At 65.8% G+C, this 15,358-nt stretch carries 12 protein-coding genes; 6 read left to right on the forward strand and 6 right to left on the reverse strand.

Annotation, left to right across the window (positions count from 1 at the left end; translation table 11 throughout):
* Positions 1-29 precede the first annotated feature (29 nt).
* A complete protein-coding gene (locus tag ACFFDA_RS28585) occupies positions 30-3,008 on the reverse strand; it encodes a TonB-dependent receptor domain-containing protein (RefSeq protein ID WP_404480620.1) in 2,979 nt (992 codons plus the stop codon).
* Between the two features lie 338 nt (positions 3,009-3,346).
* On the opposite strand from ACFFDA_RS28585, the gene ACFFDA_RS28590 reads away from it, so the two are divergent.
* Complete coding sequence (locus ACFFDA_RS28590) at positions 3,347-4,453, forward strand: membrane dipeptidase (protein WP_404480621.1); 1,107 nt, start codon at positions 3,347-3,349, stop codon at positions 4,451-4,453.
* Positions 4,454-4,605: 152 nt separating this feature from the next.
* On the opposite strand, the gene ACFFDA_RS28595 is transcribed toward ACFFDA_RS28590, so the two are convergent.
* A complete protein-coding gene (locus ACFFDA_RS28595; protein ID WP_404480622.1) occupies positions 4,606-7,470 on the reverse strand; it encodes a TonB-dependent receptor plug domain-containing protein in 2,865 nt (954 codons plus the stop codon).
* Positions 7,471-7,937: 467 nt separating this feature from the next.
* Between ACFFDA_RS28595 and ACFFDA_RS28600 the strand changes: the two genes are divergently transcribed.
* From ACFFDA_RS28600 to ACFFDA_RS28620, 5 genes are all read left to right on the forward strand, one after another.
* Positions 7,938-8,723 carry an SDR family oxidoreductase gene (locus tag ACFFDA_RS28600; RefSeq protein WP_404480623.1) on the forward strand — a complete coding sequence of 262 codons (786 nt, stop codon included), beginning with the start codon at positions 7,938-7,940 and terminating at the stop codon, positions 8,721-8,723.
* Positions 8,724-8,730: 7 nt separating this feature from the next.
* Entirely contained in the window at positions 8,731-9,423 is a 693-nt protein-coding gene (locus ACFFDA_RS28605; RefSeq protein WP_404480624.1) for a TetR family transcriptional regulator, read from the forward strand.
* Entirely contained in the window at positions 9,413-10,303 is an 891-nt protein-coding gene (mtnP, locus tag ACFFDA_RS28610; RefSeq protein ID WP_404480625.1) for an S-methyl-5'-thioadenosine phosphorylase, read from the forward strand. Before ACFFDA_RS28605 ends, mtnP begins: the two co-directional genes overlap by 11 nt.
* 1 nt (position 10,304) lies before the next feature.
* On the forward strand, positions 10,305-10,565 hold the full coding sequence (locus tag ACFFDA_RS28615) for a hypothetical protein (RefSeq protein WP_404480626.1): 261 nt from the start codon (positions 10,305-10,307) through the stop codon (positions 10,563-10,565).
* A gap of 95 nt (positions 10,566-10,660) precedes the next feature.
* Entirely contained in the window at positions 10,661-11,071 is a 411-nt protein-coding gene (locus ACFFDA_RS28620; protein WP_404480627.1) for a hypothetical protein, read from the forward strand.
* 315 nt (positions 11,072-11,386) lie between these two features.
* Here ACFFDA_RS28620 and ACFFDA_RS28625 read toward each other — a convergent pair whose 3' ends face one another.
* From ACFFDA_RS28625 to ACFFDA_RS28640, 4 genes are read right to left on the reverse strand one after another with little or no spacing between them, the layout of a single operon-like run.
* Positions 11,387-12,406, reverse strand: coding sequence for a type II secretion system F family protein (locus ACFFDA_RS28625; protein WP_404480628.1), 1,020 nt, complete (start codon positions 12,404-12,406; stop codon positions 11,387-11,389).
* Positions 12,407-12,425: 19 nt separating this feature from the next.
* Entirely contained in the window at positions 12,426-13,397 is a 972-nt protein-coding gene (locus ACFFDA_RS28630) for a type II secretion system F family protein (RefSeq protein WP_404480629.1), read from the reverse strand.
* A gap of 38 nt (positions 13,398-13,435) precedes the next feature.
* Positions 13,436-14,713, reverse strand: a complete 1,278-nt coding sequence (locus ACFFDA_RS28635) for a pilus assembly protein CpaE (RefSeq protein ID WP_404480630.1) — start codon at positions 14,711-14,713, stop codon at positions 13,436-13,438.
* A 3-nt stretch (positions 14,714-14,716) separates the two neighbouring features.
* Positions 14,717-15,352 (reverse strand): CpaD family pilus assembly protein, encoded by a 636-nt coding sequence (locus tag ACFFDA_RS28640; protein WP_404480631.1) that lies wholly within the window; start codon positions 15,350-15,352, stop codon positions 14,717-14,719.
* Positions 15,353-15,358 lie beyond the last annotated feature (6 nt).

Raw genomic sequence — 15,358 nt, forward strand, 5'->3', positions numbered from 1 at the left:
TCATCATGGGGTCGATGAATGGTGTTCGATCAGAAGACGTTGGCCTTCACGCCCAGGTAGAACGAGCGCCCGACTGCGCTGACGGGATAGGCGACGGCGCCGATGTCCGGCTTGGTGTCGAACAGGTTGTTGACGCCGCCATAGACGGTGAAGCGATCGTCGACGTTGGCTGAAATGTAGAGCTCGTGCTCCCACTTCTCCTTGAACCAGATGTACTTGCTATCGACGTAGTCGGGGTTTGCGGCTTCCTGCTCGCGGGTGACCCTGCGGGTCTTGTCCCACCAGTTGATACCGTAATTGACCGAGAACGGACCCTTGGTCCACGTTAGGTCGAAGGTCGCGCTGAACTTCGGCGCAGGGTAGAGATAATTGTCACGTTCGTTTTCCAGTTCAGCACCCGGAGAAGGCACGAATTCCAGCTTGTTGAGGTAGTTGCCCACCAGCTGGAGAGTGAACGCGCCGATGGCCGGAGACGGTTCGAAGCGGTAGTTTACGCTGAGGTCGAGGCCTGCGGTCTCGTAGGATGCGACGTTCTGCGGGATGACGTTGAACGTGTTGATGTAGCCGTTGGTGGAGCTGCGGGTAATCAACGAGCAATACTGGTTGTCCAGCGTGGGCTGATCGTAGCACAGGTCGGCGATGTCCTGCACGGTGGAGTAGTTGATCGCCTTGGTAATCCGGATGTTGTACCAGTCGGCGCTGAGCATCAGGCCGGGCACGAACTCCGGACGCAGGACGATGCCGGCGGTCCACGTCTTGGCCTTTTCTTCGCTGAGGCTGGCATTGCCGCCCTGCGTCCCGGGAATGCTGCTGTTCTGCGGCGAGGTTGCGTCGTTGGCCGGGTCGAAATCGGCCTGCTGTTCTGCGGTGAGGCCAGCGGCGGTGAGGGCAGCGGTGCAGTTGGCTGCGCGGCTCGAAGTACCTTCTGCGATGCGTTCAGGGCCGCAGGGATCGACGATGAAGTCGAAGACCGTGCTGCTCCCGGCGAAAAGTTCGCTGATGTTCGGTGCGCGTACCGAGACGGAGTAGGTGCCGCGGAAGGAGATGTCCTTGATAGGCGCATACGTGCCGTTGACGTTCCAGGCGGTGGTCGAACCCACCGTCGAGTAATCCGACAGACGCAGCGCGGCGCCCAGACTCAGTTCCTGTGCGAACGGCTTGTCGAGAAGGAGCGGCAGGCGGACTTCGGCATAGGCCTCCTTCACGTCGAAGGACCCGGAGTCGATCGTCTGCAGGCCACTGTCCTGCAGGTAGCCGTTCTGCGAGTAGTACGAGGGGACCTGCCGGCTGGTTTCCTTGCGATATTCGGCACCGATGGCAAAGCCGATCGGGCCGCCCGGAAGCTCGAAGAACGCGCCGGTATCGCCCGAGATCGATGCCGAGGCGACGTACTGGCGCAGACGTGCATATTCGGTGTGCGATGCCAGGACCCAGTCCAGCGCTTCCTTCGAAGGAGAACCGTTGCCCAGGATGTTGAGCGGAACGCACTCGCCGGGACGGAAAGTCTGCGGCGCGCCGGAATAGAAGGACGTCCCGTAGCTGTTGGCGTTGATCGTGGTTTGCCCGGGCAGGTTGATGCGGCAGGTGACACCGCCGTTGCCGTCGGCCACCGCATCAAGTGCGGCCCAGTAGCGGTCGGCGATACGGTCGTTGGAATTGGTCGCGTTCTGGCTCGACTGCCCGAAGACGAACGAGGCATCGTATTTCAGGTGGTCGGACAGATCACCGTTGGCACCGATGACGGTGCGCCACAGTTCACGATCCAGTTCGGCGCGACGGACGCCGAAATCGAAGTTATCGCGACTGACGAGGGCGCCGTCGGGCGCGGTCGCGCCGAACTGCTGGTTCAGGTAGTAGTTGTCTGCAAACAATTCCGTGTAGAAATCATAGCTCGGCTGAGAGTACGTGTAGGCCTTGGATTTTACGTACTTGGCTTCGGCGTAGATGTTCAGCGCCGGGCTGACTTCGAAATGCGCCATCGCATTGAACATGTGCTTGCGCGTGAATGGCGTGTAGTCACCATAATAGGAATCGCGCGGAGTGCTGTCGCCGCCGATGGTGAAGGCGGTGCCCGGAACGTAGCTGCCCAGGTCGTAGGGGTTGCCTTCACCGGCGAAGTCCGGAACGCCGTCGAAGTCGACGTCGACCGCCCCGCCCATTGAACTGTCAGCCCAGCGCAGGTTGTTCAGCAGGATGCGGTCCGGGACGTTGGGATCGTCTGCGTCGGAGCCCGGGGAACCGTCGTTGGGGTTGCGCACGAAGCTCCAGCTCGGGCCGGTGCGGCCGTAGTTGAGGCGCTTGGTCTGCTGGAAGCGGTCGGTCTGGTTGAATTCGTAGGCGAAAGTGATGTTGCCGCGTCCGTCCGCGAAGTTCTTGCCTGCCGTCGCGGCGATGAAGTGCTCGCCGGCATCGCCGCGCTGCGAGATGCTGTTCTGGGCGCGCAGGCGCAGTCCCTCGAAGTCCTTCTTCATGATGAAGTTGACCACGCCCGAAACGCCGTCGGCACCGTAGATCGCCGAGACGCCGCCGGTCAGCACGTCGGCGCGCTCGATCAGGTCGGTCGGGATGGTATTGGTGTCGACCGAGGCGGTGCCGGGATAGCCCGCCACGTGGCGGCGGCCGTCGACCAGTACCAGCGTGCGTGCGGTGCCAAGATTGCGCAAGTTGAGCAGGTTCACGCCGACGAGTTGCCCGTTTGGCAGGTTCGATCCCGCGGAATCGATATTGCGGCGCGAACCCAGAAGGGCAGGGCTGGTGACGAGGAAGTCCGTGATATTGGTACGGCCCGACTGTTCGATCGTGGCGGCCGTGATGGATACCACCGGATTCGGATTGTCGAACCCCAAGGGGGTGGCGATTCGGGTGCCAGTCACGATGATCTGGTCGCCTTCGTCCGTGCTTGCGTCCGTAGCGTCCTGTGCTTGCTGCGCCTCCACGGGCGAAGCGGCCAGCATGGTCATCGCGGGAATGAACGCCGCGCCGAGCAGCAGGCTTCTTCTGAAATTCATGTGGCGTCCCCTGTGTATTCGGATCGACCTTGAGAAGGTCCGCCAGTCCCGCGCATTGCCGGGGGTCCGGCGATCTTATCCTGCCCAAGCTGTTCGCAACTGCAACAGCCATCTGCAACAACGACGATATTTTCCGGCCACAGAGTTGTAACATTGCAACAAGACAGGAAAAATTAGTCGAAATCTGCTAACTTTTCCCAGCTTTCCATGCGGACGAGCGCGTGGTTCGGGGTCGTCCGGGAAGTGTGTCGCCCTGATCGGGAGGGCAGGGCGCTGCGCAATTCGTCCGTCGCCGACACGGGGCTGGAATGGCGGCCAAACTGTTGTAGCGTGCTGGCATGACCATCCATATTACTCGCCGCGGGGCGTTGCTGGGGAGTGCCGTCCTGGCGCTGGCGCCGGCGACGTTCGCCCGCGCCGCCCGCTCGCCGGCCGCCTTCATCGACGGCCTCAGTTTCCTCCCGGAAGACCTCAAGGATCTCTCGCGGGCCCGCATGGCGGCCATGATCTGCGACGTGTCCGAAATCACCGAGGTCCGCGACGCGAACGGAACGCCGCGCTACCTGCGCGATTTCGAGACCAATGCGAAGGCACTGGATGCGGCGGTGGCGCGTCTGGCCGATACGCCTTACGGCTTCGTCGCGAGGCGCGGCGCCGACATCGGATCGCGTCCGGGTTGCGCGGCGTTCCTGCAGTTCCAGTCCTGCGAGCCGGTCGGCACCGACCTTTCGCGTCTCGCCACCTTCCACGAAAAGGGCCTGCGCGTCCTGCAGTTCACCCACCACAACGACACTCTCTTTGCGGGCGGGGCGCTCCAGCGCGTGCAGAGCGGCCTGACCGACCTCGGCCGCGAGGGGCTCGGCGAGATGAACCGGCTGCGCATCCTGCCGGACGTGTCGCACGGTTCGGAAGCGACGATGCTCGAGGCGGCGAGGCTGAGCCGCACGCCCATAGTGTTGTCGCACGGGGCCTGCAAGGCGATCGTGAACCATCCGCGCTGCGCGTCCGACGAGGCGATCCGCGCCATCGCCGATCGCGGCGGGATGATGGGCATCTTCATGATGAGCTTCTGGCTGACGCGCGATCCGGTGCCCACGGTCGATCACCTGATCGCCCAGCTGCGCCACGTCATCAAGGTCGGCGGCATCGAGGCGGTGGGTATCGCCAACGACTTCCCGGTCTCGGGGCAGGCCAACCTCGTCAAGCTCGGCAACGACAACGCGCGCGGCGTCGAGGAATATCTCGACTGGTGGAAGGCGATGAACCGCGAAGGCATTCCCGGCTTCGAACAGTTGCCGCAGCACGTCGTCATCCCGCAGCTCAACAACATCGACCGGCTGGCGACGATCGACGCCGCGCTGGACCGCGCCGGGTTCCGCGCGCGCGACAGGGAGCGGATCATGGGTGGCAACTGGCGCCGGGTGCTTACCGACGTCCTGGGGTAGTTTACGCATCACCTCGCGTCGTTGCGACCCCGGCCGGCCCCGGGGGTCGCAATGACGATAGAAAGCCGGCCTGACATCAGCCGCCGCCACACCACGAAAAAAGGGGCCCCGTTGCCGGGGCCCCTTCGTTTTTCCTTGCGGAAAGGACAGTCTTAGAAGCGGACGTCGACGCCTGCGTACAGCATGCGACCGTAGAGGTCGTAGGTGTTCGCCGAAGTCTGCGTGCCGGGGAAGGTCACGACGTTCGTGTCGTTGAACACCGGCGGCTTCTTGTCGAAGATGTTGTCCATGCCGAAGTACAGCTCGAACTTCTTGTCCTCGTCGATGCCGAGGCGGATCTGGGCGTCGTGATACCAGAACGAACCGGTCTTGATCGGCTCCGCCTTGGTGAGGTCGTCGACCACCGAGCTGAGGTAGTTCACGCGCCAGTTGAGCTTGAAGTTCCGCCAGTCGATCGTCGCCGAGGCGTTGACCTTGTCGCGGAAGCCCGAACCGAGGCGACCGCACGAGTAGCAGTCGAGCTGGCCGAGTTCCTTCTGGGTCGGACCGCCGGGGAACGAGGTCTGCTGCTGCGTGAGCAGGTGGTTCCAGAACACCGAGAGGTCGATGACCGTGTCCTGCGCCACTTCGGCGCGGTAACGGCCCTGGATGTCCAGGCCTTCGACTTCGAACGAACCGGTGTTGAGGTTGATCGCGTCGATCTGCGTGACGTAGCCACGCGAGTCACGCGTGATGTTGTCGCAGAACAGGGCGGCGCCCGAACCGGTGACGCACTCGTCCAGCGAGGTCTGCTGGCCGATGATGCCGATCGCGTTCTTCACCTTGATCCGGTAGTAGTCGACCGAAAGGCTGAAGCCGGGTGCGAAGGTGGGGGTGAACACGGCGCCGAGCGTCAGTGTCTTGGCCGTTTCCTCGCGCAGGTTGGGGTTGCCGCCAACGAAGCCATTGATGTTCTGGATCTGCGCCGTCGAGTAGACGAAATTGCCACCAGCCGCTGCAGCCGCGATCGCCGGGTTGGCAAGGCATGCCGCAGGCAGCGAGCCCGAGGGGATCGGAGCGCCGCTGGAGTCGCCGTCACCGGCGCCCTGATCGCAGGGATCGATCACGGCCGGGAACGTCTCGCTCTGTGCGGAGAACAGCTCGCTGATGTTCGGAGCGCGGGTGGCCTCGGCGTAGACACCGCGGAAGCGGATGTCGCGGACGGGGGCCCACTCGGCGCCGGCCTTCCAGCTCCACACGCCGCCGACGGTCGAATAGTCGGCATAACGCGCCGCGCCTTCGAGGCCGAGGTAGTGGAAGAACGGACGGTCCTCGAGGATCGGCACCGAGACTTCGCCGTAGACTTCCTTGACGTTGTACTTGCCGCGCGTGTCGCTCAGCATGTTGCCGAGGGTCAGGCCCAGGTTGGTGGCTTCGTCGAAGTCTTCCGAGCTCTTTTCACGGCGGTATTCACCACCGAACGCGAAGGCGATCGGGCTGGCGCTGCCGATGCTGAACAGTTCACCGCTGATGTTGGCGGAGACGATGTCCTGCTTCATGCGCGCGAGGTAGGTCGACTGCTGGCCATTGTTGGTGACGTAGGCGGCAGCTTCCGGCGACACGGTGTTGAAGCCGAAGATGTTGATCGGAACGCAAGCGGCGTCGTTGTTGGTCAGATCGGCATCGACGTTGATCGAGCAGACCGGGCCGTTCGGGCCGGCGACGGCGTTCAGCGCGTTCGCGTAGTTCGGACCGTAGATCGTGCCCGACGACGTGCGATCCTTCATGTCGCTGTGGGCGTAGTAGACTTCATAGTTGAACTTGTCGGCGAACGTGCCCTTTGCGCCGATCACGCCGCGCCACATGTCGCGGTCGTTGCGGTTGCTGCGATCGAAGATGTCGTTCGAACGGCGGCGGAACGACAGGGTGTCGGTGCCGGCGGCGATCATCGCGTCGCGAATCGCGGTGGGGATGTACGGGTTGGTGATCGGGATGCCGGCATAAGGCGACCCGTCGGCATAGGCGAGGTCGGTATCCGCGACGGCCTGGGGCTCCAGGCTGCTGCGCGACTTCGACTTCACGTAGGTGAATTCGCCGAAGAGGTTCAGGGCGTCGGAGAACTCGAAGCTGCCCAGCGCGGTGCCGAGGTAACGCTCGACCGGCAGGCCGAGATAGCGGTCGGCGTTGCGGTTGTAGCCGTCGATGTTGGCCGACTGATACTGCTTGAGGTTGTTGTTGGCGTCGAACGTGTAGGTATTCGCACCCGGGGCGAAGGAGCCGTCGATGCTGAACAGGCCCTGCGAAGCGAACGAGGAGCGGTTGGGGTTGTCGACCGCCGAGAACGAGCGGTTGCGCGAGCGCAGGCCGGCATCGCGATCGTACTGGCCGTTGACGACGATGTGGCCGCGATCGTCGGCGAAGGCCTTGCCGGCGGTCAGCGAGATCATCTGGCGCGGGGCGTCGCCCTCGTCCGAGATGTTGCCCTGGGCGTGGGCGCGCAGGCCTTCGAACTTGTCGTCGAGGACGAAGTTGACGACGCCGGCGATGGCTTCCGAACCGTAGACGGCCGAAGCGCCGCCGGTCACCACGTCGACCTGCTTGATGAGGTCGGTCGGGATGGTGTTCAGGTCGACGGTCGAGGTGCCGGGAATGCCGGGCGCGAAGCGGCGGCCGTTGACCAGCACAAGGGTGCGGACCGAGCCGAGGTTGCGCAAGTTGACCGTGGCGACGCCGTTACCCGTGGTCGAGAAGTTGCTCGAGGTACGGCTCACGTTCTGGCCGACCGAGGGCAGGTCCGCGAGGACGTCCTGGATGTTGGAGGCGCCGGTTGCCTGGATGCGCTCCTGCGAGACGACGGCGACGGGCACCGAGCCTTCGAGTTCGGGACGGGCGATGCGGCTGCCGGTGACGATGATGGTCTCGCCGGCGTCGGAATCGGCGGGGGTAGTTTCCTGCGCATAGGCAGTGCCGCAGAGCAATGCGAAAGCCGTAAGGCTAGTCGCGCCCCGGAGGGCGGCCTTCTGGATCGTTGTTTTCACTTTTGTGTCCCTTGTTGCTTCGTGCACATGCCGGGGAGCGTGACCAGACCCAGGATGTGACCCGTTGCCAGCGTTCGAGTGCATTTGCCTCTCGATGCCATGGGACAGAGTTGTCGCGCCACGAGAACGCGCTTTCAATTGAATTTGCCGCGTCGCGCAAATTGCGTCCGGCCTTGTTGCAATCCCGCAACAGCCCCGTGCGACGAGCCGTGGCGGAGGGCCCGGGGTGCAAGGATTTTCGGGCCTTACGCGGAACAATAGACCTGTTGCATCTTGGTATTGTCCACATGGTTTCTTGCGCCGGGCATCGCCCCGGTGAAATCCTGTTGCGCGGTCGCGGCGAGGGCATGCCAAGCGGATTGACCGGGGCCTTCCACCCATTTAACCGGATGATTAAACGATGCGCTGGAAAAGCTTGTCCCGGCACCCGGGCAAGGCATAGGGCGCTCTCCGAAAGGAACTCGGAAATGAAGCTCGATAGCAACACTGCCGCCGTGGTGACCGGCGCCGCCTCCGGGCTCGGCGCGGCGACCGCGCGGGCGCTGGCGGCGCACGGCGTCAAGGTCGCGATCTTCGATCTCAATGCCGAGGCCGGCGAGGCGCTGGCCGCCGAGATCGGCGGCGTGTTCTGCGCGGTCGACGTCACCGACGAGGACAGCGTCGTCGCCGGCTTCGCCAGGGCTCGCGCCGCGCACGGGCAGGAGCGCGTGCTGGTCAATTGCGCCGGCATCGCGCCGGCCGCCAAGACCGTCGGCAAGAACCGCGAGACCGGCGAGCCGCGCTCCCACGACATGGCGCTGTTCGAGAAGGCCATCGCCATCAACCTGGTCGGCACGTTCCGCTGCATCAGCAAGTCCGCCGCGGGGATGTCGGCGCTGGAGCCGCTCGACGCGGCCGGTTCGCGCGGGGCGATCGTCAACACCGCCAGCGTCGCCGCGCAGGACGGGCAGATCGGCCAGGCCGCCTATGCCGCGTCCAAGGGCGGCGTCCTGGCGATGACGCTGCCCGTCGCACGCGATCTCATGAGCGAGGGCATCCGCGTCAACACCATCCTGCCCGGCATCTTCGAGACGCCGATGATGGCAGGCATGCCGCAGGGCGTGCAGGATGCGCTGGCGGCGATGGTGCCGTTCCCCAAGCGCCTCGGCAAGGCGGAGGAATATGCCGAGCTGGCGCTGTTCCTGATCGGGCACGACTACATGAACGGGGAGTCCGTCCGGCTCGACGGGGCCATCCGCATGGGCCCGAAGTAGGGCCACGATGAAGGGGCCCCCCGCTTTGCCGCAAACCCCGTCTTCGGCCCCATCTTCGGCCACGTCTTCGGCCACGTCTTCGGGGAGCGTCGCCGCGCCGCCGGGTGCGCGGGCGCTCCTGCTCGACACCGCCAGCGCGATCATGCGCGACGGTGACGTGGTCGACATCTCGCTGTCCGAGCTGTCGCTGCGCTCCGGCCTCAACTCGGCGCTGGTGAAGTACTACTTCGGCAACAAGGCGGGCCTGCTCAAGGCCCTGCTCGACCGCGACTGGCAGGCGATCGTCAGCAGCGTCGACGCGCTGGTCGCCAAGGACGGATGGGAGCCCGAGGCGAAGCTGCGGCGGCACTTGTGGAAAGTCGTCGATACCTTCTACGAAGTGCCCTACCTCAACCGCCTGACGATGCGCATGGTCCGCGAGAGCGACGATGCCGAGGCGCGCCGCATCGCCAACTGCTATCTCTCGCCGATCTACCGGGCCTACGAACTGCTGATCGGCAACGGGGTGCGGGCCGGCGTCTTCCGCGAGATCGATCCCCAGCTTTTCTATTTCACGGTGACCGGGGCGGTCGATCGCTTCTTCTCGGCACGGCTCGTGCTCAAGCACTGTTTCGACCAGGATTCGTTGACGGAGGAGCTGCGCGACCGCTACCGCGAGCACACCATCGACATCATCATGGCGGGAATCCTTGCGCGCTGAGACAAGCCGGAACTGGCATATCGGAGTGATCGGCGGCTCGGGCCTGGCCACGGGCATCGAGCTGGAGGACGCGCAGGAGATCGCCGTCTCCAGTCCTTTCGGGGAGCCGTCGGGGGCGGTGACGACGGGGCGCATCGGCGCGGCGCGCTTCACGTTCCTCGCGCGGCACGGGGCAGGGCACCGCCTGCCGCCGCACGGCATCAACTACCGCGCCAACGTCGACGTGCTCAAGCGCTGCGGCGTCACCGACCTGCTGGCGCTCTCGGCGGTGGGGTCGCTGCGCGAGGACCTGGCACCGGGCCAGTTCGTGACCGTCGACCAGTTCATCGATCGCACCACGGGGCGCGCGGGCAGCTTCTTCGGCGAGGGCCTGGTCGCCCACGTCAGCCTGGCAGACCCGGTCTGCGCGCGGCTTTCCGGGCATGTCCGCGAGGCGGCGCAGGCGGCGGGCGGGGTGGTGCATCGCTCGGGCTGCTACCTCGCCATGGAAGGCCCGCAGTTCTCGACGCGCGCGGAAAGCCGCATGTACCGCGCCTGGGGTGCCGACGTGATCGGCATGACGGCGATGCCCGAGGCGCGCCTCGCGCGCGAGGCGGAACTGCCCTATGCGCTGCTCGGCATGGTGACCGACTACGACTGCTGGCGCGAGGACGAGGCGGGGGTCGAGGTCAGCCACGTGCTCGAGGTGATGCACGCCAATGCGAGGATCGCGCGTGCCACCCTGCAGGAACTGGCCGCGAGCCTCCCGCGCGAGCGCGCGCCTGTCGCCATCGACTGCGCGCTCGATCACGCCTTCATCACCGCCCCCGCCCAACGCGACCCGGCGCTGATGGCCCGGCTGGATGCGGTGGCGGGACGGCTGCTCGGGACGCGGGGCTGAGGTGGCCCGCCGCAAGCGCTACCTCACCGCGACGATGCCCGACGGCTACGTCAAGACGATCGGCCCCACCGCCGACCCCTTCACGCATTACTGGCGCGTGGTCGCAGAGCTGGAAAACGGTCGGACCGAGGTGTTCTGGGGCCATTCGCGCTCGCTGGCCGAAGCCCGCAGGAAGCGCGCCGCACTGGACGATGCGGCGCGGATGCGCGGCTGGAAGGGTTTCGTGTTCGAGATCGCCGAACTGGTCGAGACCGCTGTCTGAATTTTCACTGCCCCGGCCTGCCGCGACGCGGTAGGTCTCCCCGCAGATGCTTCCGGCGGTTCGGTCCGCCGGCTTTCGAGGGGGACGTTCGGGGTATGTTGAGGTATTTTCCTGCCGTTGCCGCTCTTCTCGCCGGCGTTGCGGCCCATGCCCAGCAGGCGCCGGTGCCGCGGGCATCGGCCGGCGTCGCCTGCCCCCGGGGGACGTCCTATGCGACGATCCGGCACAGCCTGGTCAAGGCCGGCAAGTGGGCGCAGTTCGAGAAGGCCGTCGCCGATCATACCGCCTGGTACGCGGCCAAGGGCAGCAGGACCGTCACCCGGATCGTCCGCGTGGTGGAGATCAAGGGAGGCAAGCCGGGGCTGTCGACCATGAGCGCGATGACGATCACGAAATATGCGGGCGCTGCGCCGGAGCGCGATGCCGGCTACGCGGCGTTCACGGCCGAATACAAGGACAGCGCCACGATCAAGGACGAAGCGCGCGTGTGCCTCCCCGCCCTGTGAGAGCGGGGGGAGGTTGCCGCCCTGACGATTGTCGTGCGGCGATGCGGGAGTAGCGCGGTCCCCGCTTGTGCGAGGGCGAACCAGCATTCGATGCCGGCGGTTTCAGGCAGCTGGCCTGCACGGTCGACGGATCATGCCGCGCCTATCGTGCAGGCCTCGCGGTTCAGCGGAACAGCAGCCAAAGAATGAGGATGACGGGGATCGGCACGCCGATCAGCCAAAGTAGAATCCCCTTGCCCATGTTTGTTTCTCCATTGTTGCCAAAGGGAAATGATCGGGGCGGCGGGATGTTCCTTGCCGCGTCCGTCCGTCCCGTCAGCCCGGCTTGGCCGGGTGGGGATCACCGCCGGAGAAGGCATCGGCGATCGAGCAGGCGGCCGGGCCCAGGATGACCACGAAGAGGGTGGGCAGGATGAACAGGATCAGCGGCACCGTCATGATCGCGGGCAGGCGCGCGGCCTTTTCCTCGGCGCGCATCATGCGCTCGTTGCGGAATTCGGCGGAAAGTACGCGCAGCGCCGATGCGAGCGGGGTGCCGTAGCGTTCGGTCTGGATCATGGTGGTGACCACGCCCTTCACCGCGTCGAGATTGACGCGATAGGCCAGGTTCTCGAAGGCCTGCCGGCGCTCGTGGAGGAACGACAGCTCGATCGAGGTCATCGAGAACTCGTCGCCCAGTTCCGGATAGGCGCGACCCAGTTCGCGCGAGACGCGCTCGAAGGCGGCGTCGACGGTGAGGCCCGCCTCGGCGCAGATGACCAGCAGGTCGAGCGCGTCGGGAAGGCCCTTGCGGATCGCGTGGGTGCGCTTGGTGACCAGGTTCTGGATGAACAGGTCCGGCCCCTTGTAGCCGGCCAGCACCATGAAGGCGAAGGCCACGAACTTCTTGAACGTGCTCCAGTCGGGGAAGTAGTCGATGCCGTAGATCACCAGGGCGGCCAGTCCGCCCAGCACGATCGGCGCGACGAGGCGCGCGAAGACGACCGCGACCGCCCATTCCTTGTTGCGGATGCCGGCCTGGGCCAGCTTCTGCTGGATCTCCTTGATCTGGCTGTCCTGGAGCATCCGGGCGCCGCCGAGGAACGCGCCCATGCGGTCGGTGGTGTCGTTGCGGCGGATCAGGCTCTGGCGCTTGCGCGCGGTGGTGACGAGCCCGGACTTGAGCGCTTCGCGACGCTGGTTGAGCGCCTTGACGCGCTTGGTCATCGGATCGCGGATGGTGATCGCGGAGTAGATCGCGAGGATCACCGCGGCAGTGGCCACGATCGACAGCAGGGTGCCGACAAGGGTGACGTCGAAGCCGAGGATCGTAGGGCCGGCGGGTTGGTCGAGCATGATCTTTCCTGCGTCCCGATCAGATTTCGAAGCTGACCATCTTGGCCATGATGAAGGCACCGATGCCCATCCAGATCGCGCCGCCGATGCCGGCGACCATCAGCCGCTCGTCGACGAGGAATTCGCCGATGTACTTCGGGTTGACCCAGTAGATCATGATCGTGACGATGAACGGCAGCGAGCCGACGATATAGGCGGAGGCCTTGGATTCCGAACTCATCGCCCGGATCTTGAGCTTCATCTGCGCCCGCTTGCGCAGCACGTCCGACAGGTTCGCCAGCGTCTCCGCCAGGTTGCCGCCGGTCTCGCGCTGGATCGCCAGGGTGATGCAGAAGAAGTTGAACTCCGAGATGCCGAGGCGGTCTGCGGTCTCCTGGAGGGCATCCTCCATGGTCTTGCCCACCTTCATGCGGTCCGTGACGAGCTTGAACTCCTCGCCGACGGGGCCGGGGATCTCCTGCGAGACGATGGTCAGCGTCTCGGACACCGGCAGGCCCGAACGGAGGCCGCGCACGAGCAGGTCGATGGCGTCGGCGAACTTGATGGTGAAGGCGTTGGTGCGCTTCTTGATGAAGAAGTTCAGGGCCATGTGCGGCAGGCCGGCGCCGACGAAGGCGCCGAAGGCTAGGCCCAGGAACAGCGCGCCGGTCTTCATGAAGACCAGCAGCGTGAACACCGCCGCCAGCCCGAGCGAGCCGTAGATGTACTGCGGGATGGTCCAGGACTTGCCCGAGCGGTTCAGGCGCAGCGCCAGCGCTTCCGCGCGCGAGCCGGAGCCGGCGACGTGGTGCATCCTGGGCTTGCGCGCGGCGACGGCCCTGCGCATCTGCGCCTCGAGCCGGTCGCTGCTGCTCGACGAGTGGCGGAAGCGCACCGTCTTGAGGCGGCGCGTGGATTCCTTGCTCGGCGAAGGGCCCGAGAAGGCCGCCCATATCAGCAGCAGCGTTCCCGAAAGGCCCGCCGCCACCATGATAAGCTGGAGAAAGTTCATCGCCCTGCGGTGCCTTTACGTGTGCGTCCTGCGGTGCATCACTGCGCCGTGGCCTGCGCCTTCTTCTTCTTCGGCTTGGGGATCATCGCCTTGAAGTCGATCTTGCCGAGCAGCGATGCCTTCGGTCCCGAAACCACTTGCGCCTCGCCGGAGTCGGCGATCTCGCGGGCAAGTTCGCGCATCACCGAACCCGCCTTGGTGGCGCGGTTGGCATCGGCGAACGTCTGGCCCAGCTTCGCGGCCATCGAGGCGGCCTTGAGGTCGTAGGGGATCAGCAGGTCGATCTTGGTCTCGATCGAGGCCTCGAAGTCGGCCTTGCTGATCTCCGCCAGCGCGGGCTGCACCTTGTTGGCGACGATGAGGAGCCGGGTCTGCGGCGCATTGGCCTTGAACCACGACAGCATCCGGATCGAATCGCGCGCCGAGGCCAGCGTCATCTCCGTGACCAGCACGACCACGTTCACGTCGGTCACCAGTTGCGGGAAGTTGATGAGCATGTTGCGCGGCATGTCGACGACGGTCATCTCGAACGCGGCGCGGAACTCCTCCGCCAGTTGCACGAAGGCGGAGCCGTCGGTCATCAGCGGGGTGTTGATCGGCGCTTCGGCGGAGAGGATCGCGAGGTTGTCGTTGGCGCGGATCATGGCGCGCTCGATGAACAGCCCGTCGATGCGGCTGGGGTTCTCGATCGCGTCGGTCAGGCCGCGGCCCGGTTCCAGGTCGAGGCACAGGGCGCCGGTGCCGAAGTGGATGTCGAGGTCCAGCAGCGCCGTCGGCAGCTTGTGGTCGGCGCTGAATAGCCAGGCGAGCGAGGTCGCCAGGGTGGACGCGCCCACGCCGCCGCGCGTGCCGATCACCGCGGTCGAGATGTGCTGCTTGCCCGCCGCCGCGTCATGGACGCGGGGCGCCGTGAAGACCGCCTGCGCCTGCGCCAGCGAATCGCGGACCTGGGCGCCGGACAGGGGCTTGAGCAGGTAGTCGTGGATGCCGCTGGCGATGAGGTCGCGGTAGAGCCGCACGTCGTTGACCTGGCCCACCGCGACGACGATCGTGCCGGGTTCGCACACTTCGGCCAGGGCGTTGATGTCGCTCAGCGGATCGCCGCTTTCCGACAGGTCGACGAGCAGGATGTTGGGGCTCGCGGTGATCGAGAGCGACTGCACGGCATTGCGCAGGCCACCCTTGTGGCACTTCTCCGACTGCCAGCCGAGGTCGATCGCCAGCGAGCGCACGACGTCGAGCGAGGCCTCGTCGCACAGGAAGGCCGCGAACTGGTCGCGCCCGCCCGGGCCGCCCGATTTCCAGGGTGCGTTCATGGCTCAGTTCCCCTTGGTGCCGGTGTTGCCCACCGAGTTGCCGTTGCCGGTCGGCGTGGCGCCGCGGTACGCCTCGATCGCCTTGTTCGAGGTCATCACGGTCGTCGCGCCGTCGGACGGCGTGCCGTGAAGCAGGTCCTCGGGATTGGCGACCATCGCCGCGAGGTTGGAATTGACCGAGCAGCCGTAGTTGGTCGACAGGCCGTTGGTCGGGTTGAAGTCGCTGTTCGAGGACCAGTCGGGGCAGCCGGGCACCGAGGCCTTGAAGCGGGTGAGGATCACGCGCGCGGTTCCCGCGGTCACGTAGCCGGCGGTGCGCGGCGCCTGGTCGCCGAGCAGGACGCCGTAGCGCGAGGCCACGGCTTCCACCGCGCTGCGGGTCGCCGGGCTGGCGGTCGGGTCGTCGACGAAGATGCGGTCGCCGTACTTGAGGCCCATGGCGTCGAACCAGCCGGCGAGGCGGCCCTGTTCGCCATAGGCGAGGCCGGCGCCGCCGGTGGTCAGGTCGAGCGTGTAGTCGACCTTGTCGACCACCGGCTGGTGGACCGATTCCATCGAGCGGTTGCTGGGCACGCCGCCGCAGCCGGCCAGAGCGAGGCCGAGGGCGAGACACGCGGGGGCGAGGATGGACGTTCGCATGGTGTT

The sequence above is a fragment of the Novosphingobium sp. BL-52-GroH genome (genome assembly GCF_044813085.1).
In the GTDB taxonomy this organism is placed as follows: Bacteria; Pseudomonadota; Alphaproteobacteria; order Sphingomonadales; family Sphingomonadaceae; genus Novosphingobium.

What these genes read in the sequence shown, in the direction of transcription:
- ACFFDA_RS28585 (WP_404480620.1), bottom strand. Translation starts at nt 3,008, where the DNA reads ATGAATTTCAGAAGAAGCCTGCTGCTCGGCGCGGCGTTCATTCCCGCG.
- ACFFDA_RS28590 (WP_404480621.1), top strand. Translation starts at nt 3,347, where the DNA reads ATGACCATCCATATTACTCGCCGCGGGGCGTTGCTGGGGAGTGCCGTC.
- ACFFDA_RS28635 (WP_404480630.1), bottom strand. Translation starts at nt 14,713, where the DNA reads ATGAACGCACCCTGGAAATCGGGCGGCCCGGGCGGGCGCGACCAGTTC.
- ACFFDA_RS28630 (WP_404480629.1), bottom strand. Translation starts at nt 13,397, where the DNA reads ATGAACTTTCTCCAGCTTATCATGGTGGCGGCGGGCCTTTCGGGAACG.
- ACFFDA_RS28620 (WP_404480627.1), top strand. Translation starts at nt 10,661, where the DNA reads ATGTTGAGGTATTTTCCTGCCGTTGCCGCTCTTCTCGCCGGCGTTGCG.
- ACFFDA_RS28605 (WP_404480624.1), top strand. Translation starts at nt 8,731, where the DNA reads ATGAAGGGGCCCCCCGCTTTGCCGCAAACCCCGTCTTCGGCCCCATCT.
- ACFFDA_RS28640 (WP_404480631.1), bottom strand. Translation starts at nt 15,352, where the DNA reads ATGCGAACGTCCATCCTCGCCCCCGCGTGTCTCGCCCTCGGCCTCGCT.
- ACFFDA_RS28600 (WP_404480623.1), top strand. Translation starts at nt 7,938, where the DNA reads ATGAAGCTCGATAGCAACACTGCCGCCGTGGTGACCGGCGCCGCCTCC.
- ACFFDA_RS28625 (WP_404480628.1), bottom strand. Translation starts at nt 12,406, where the DNA reads ATGCTCGACCAACCCGCCGGCCCTACGATCCTCGGCTTCGACGTCACC.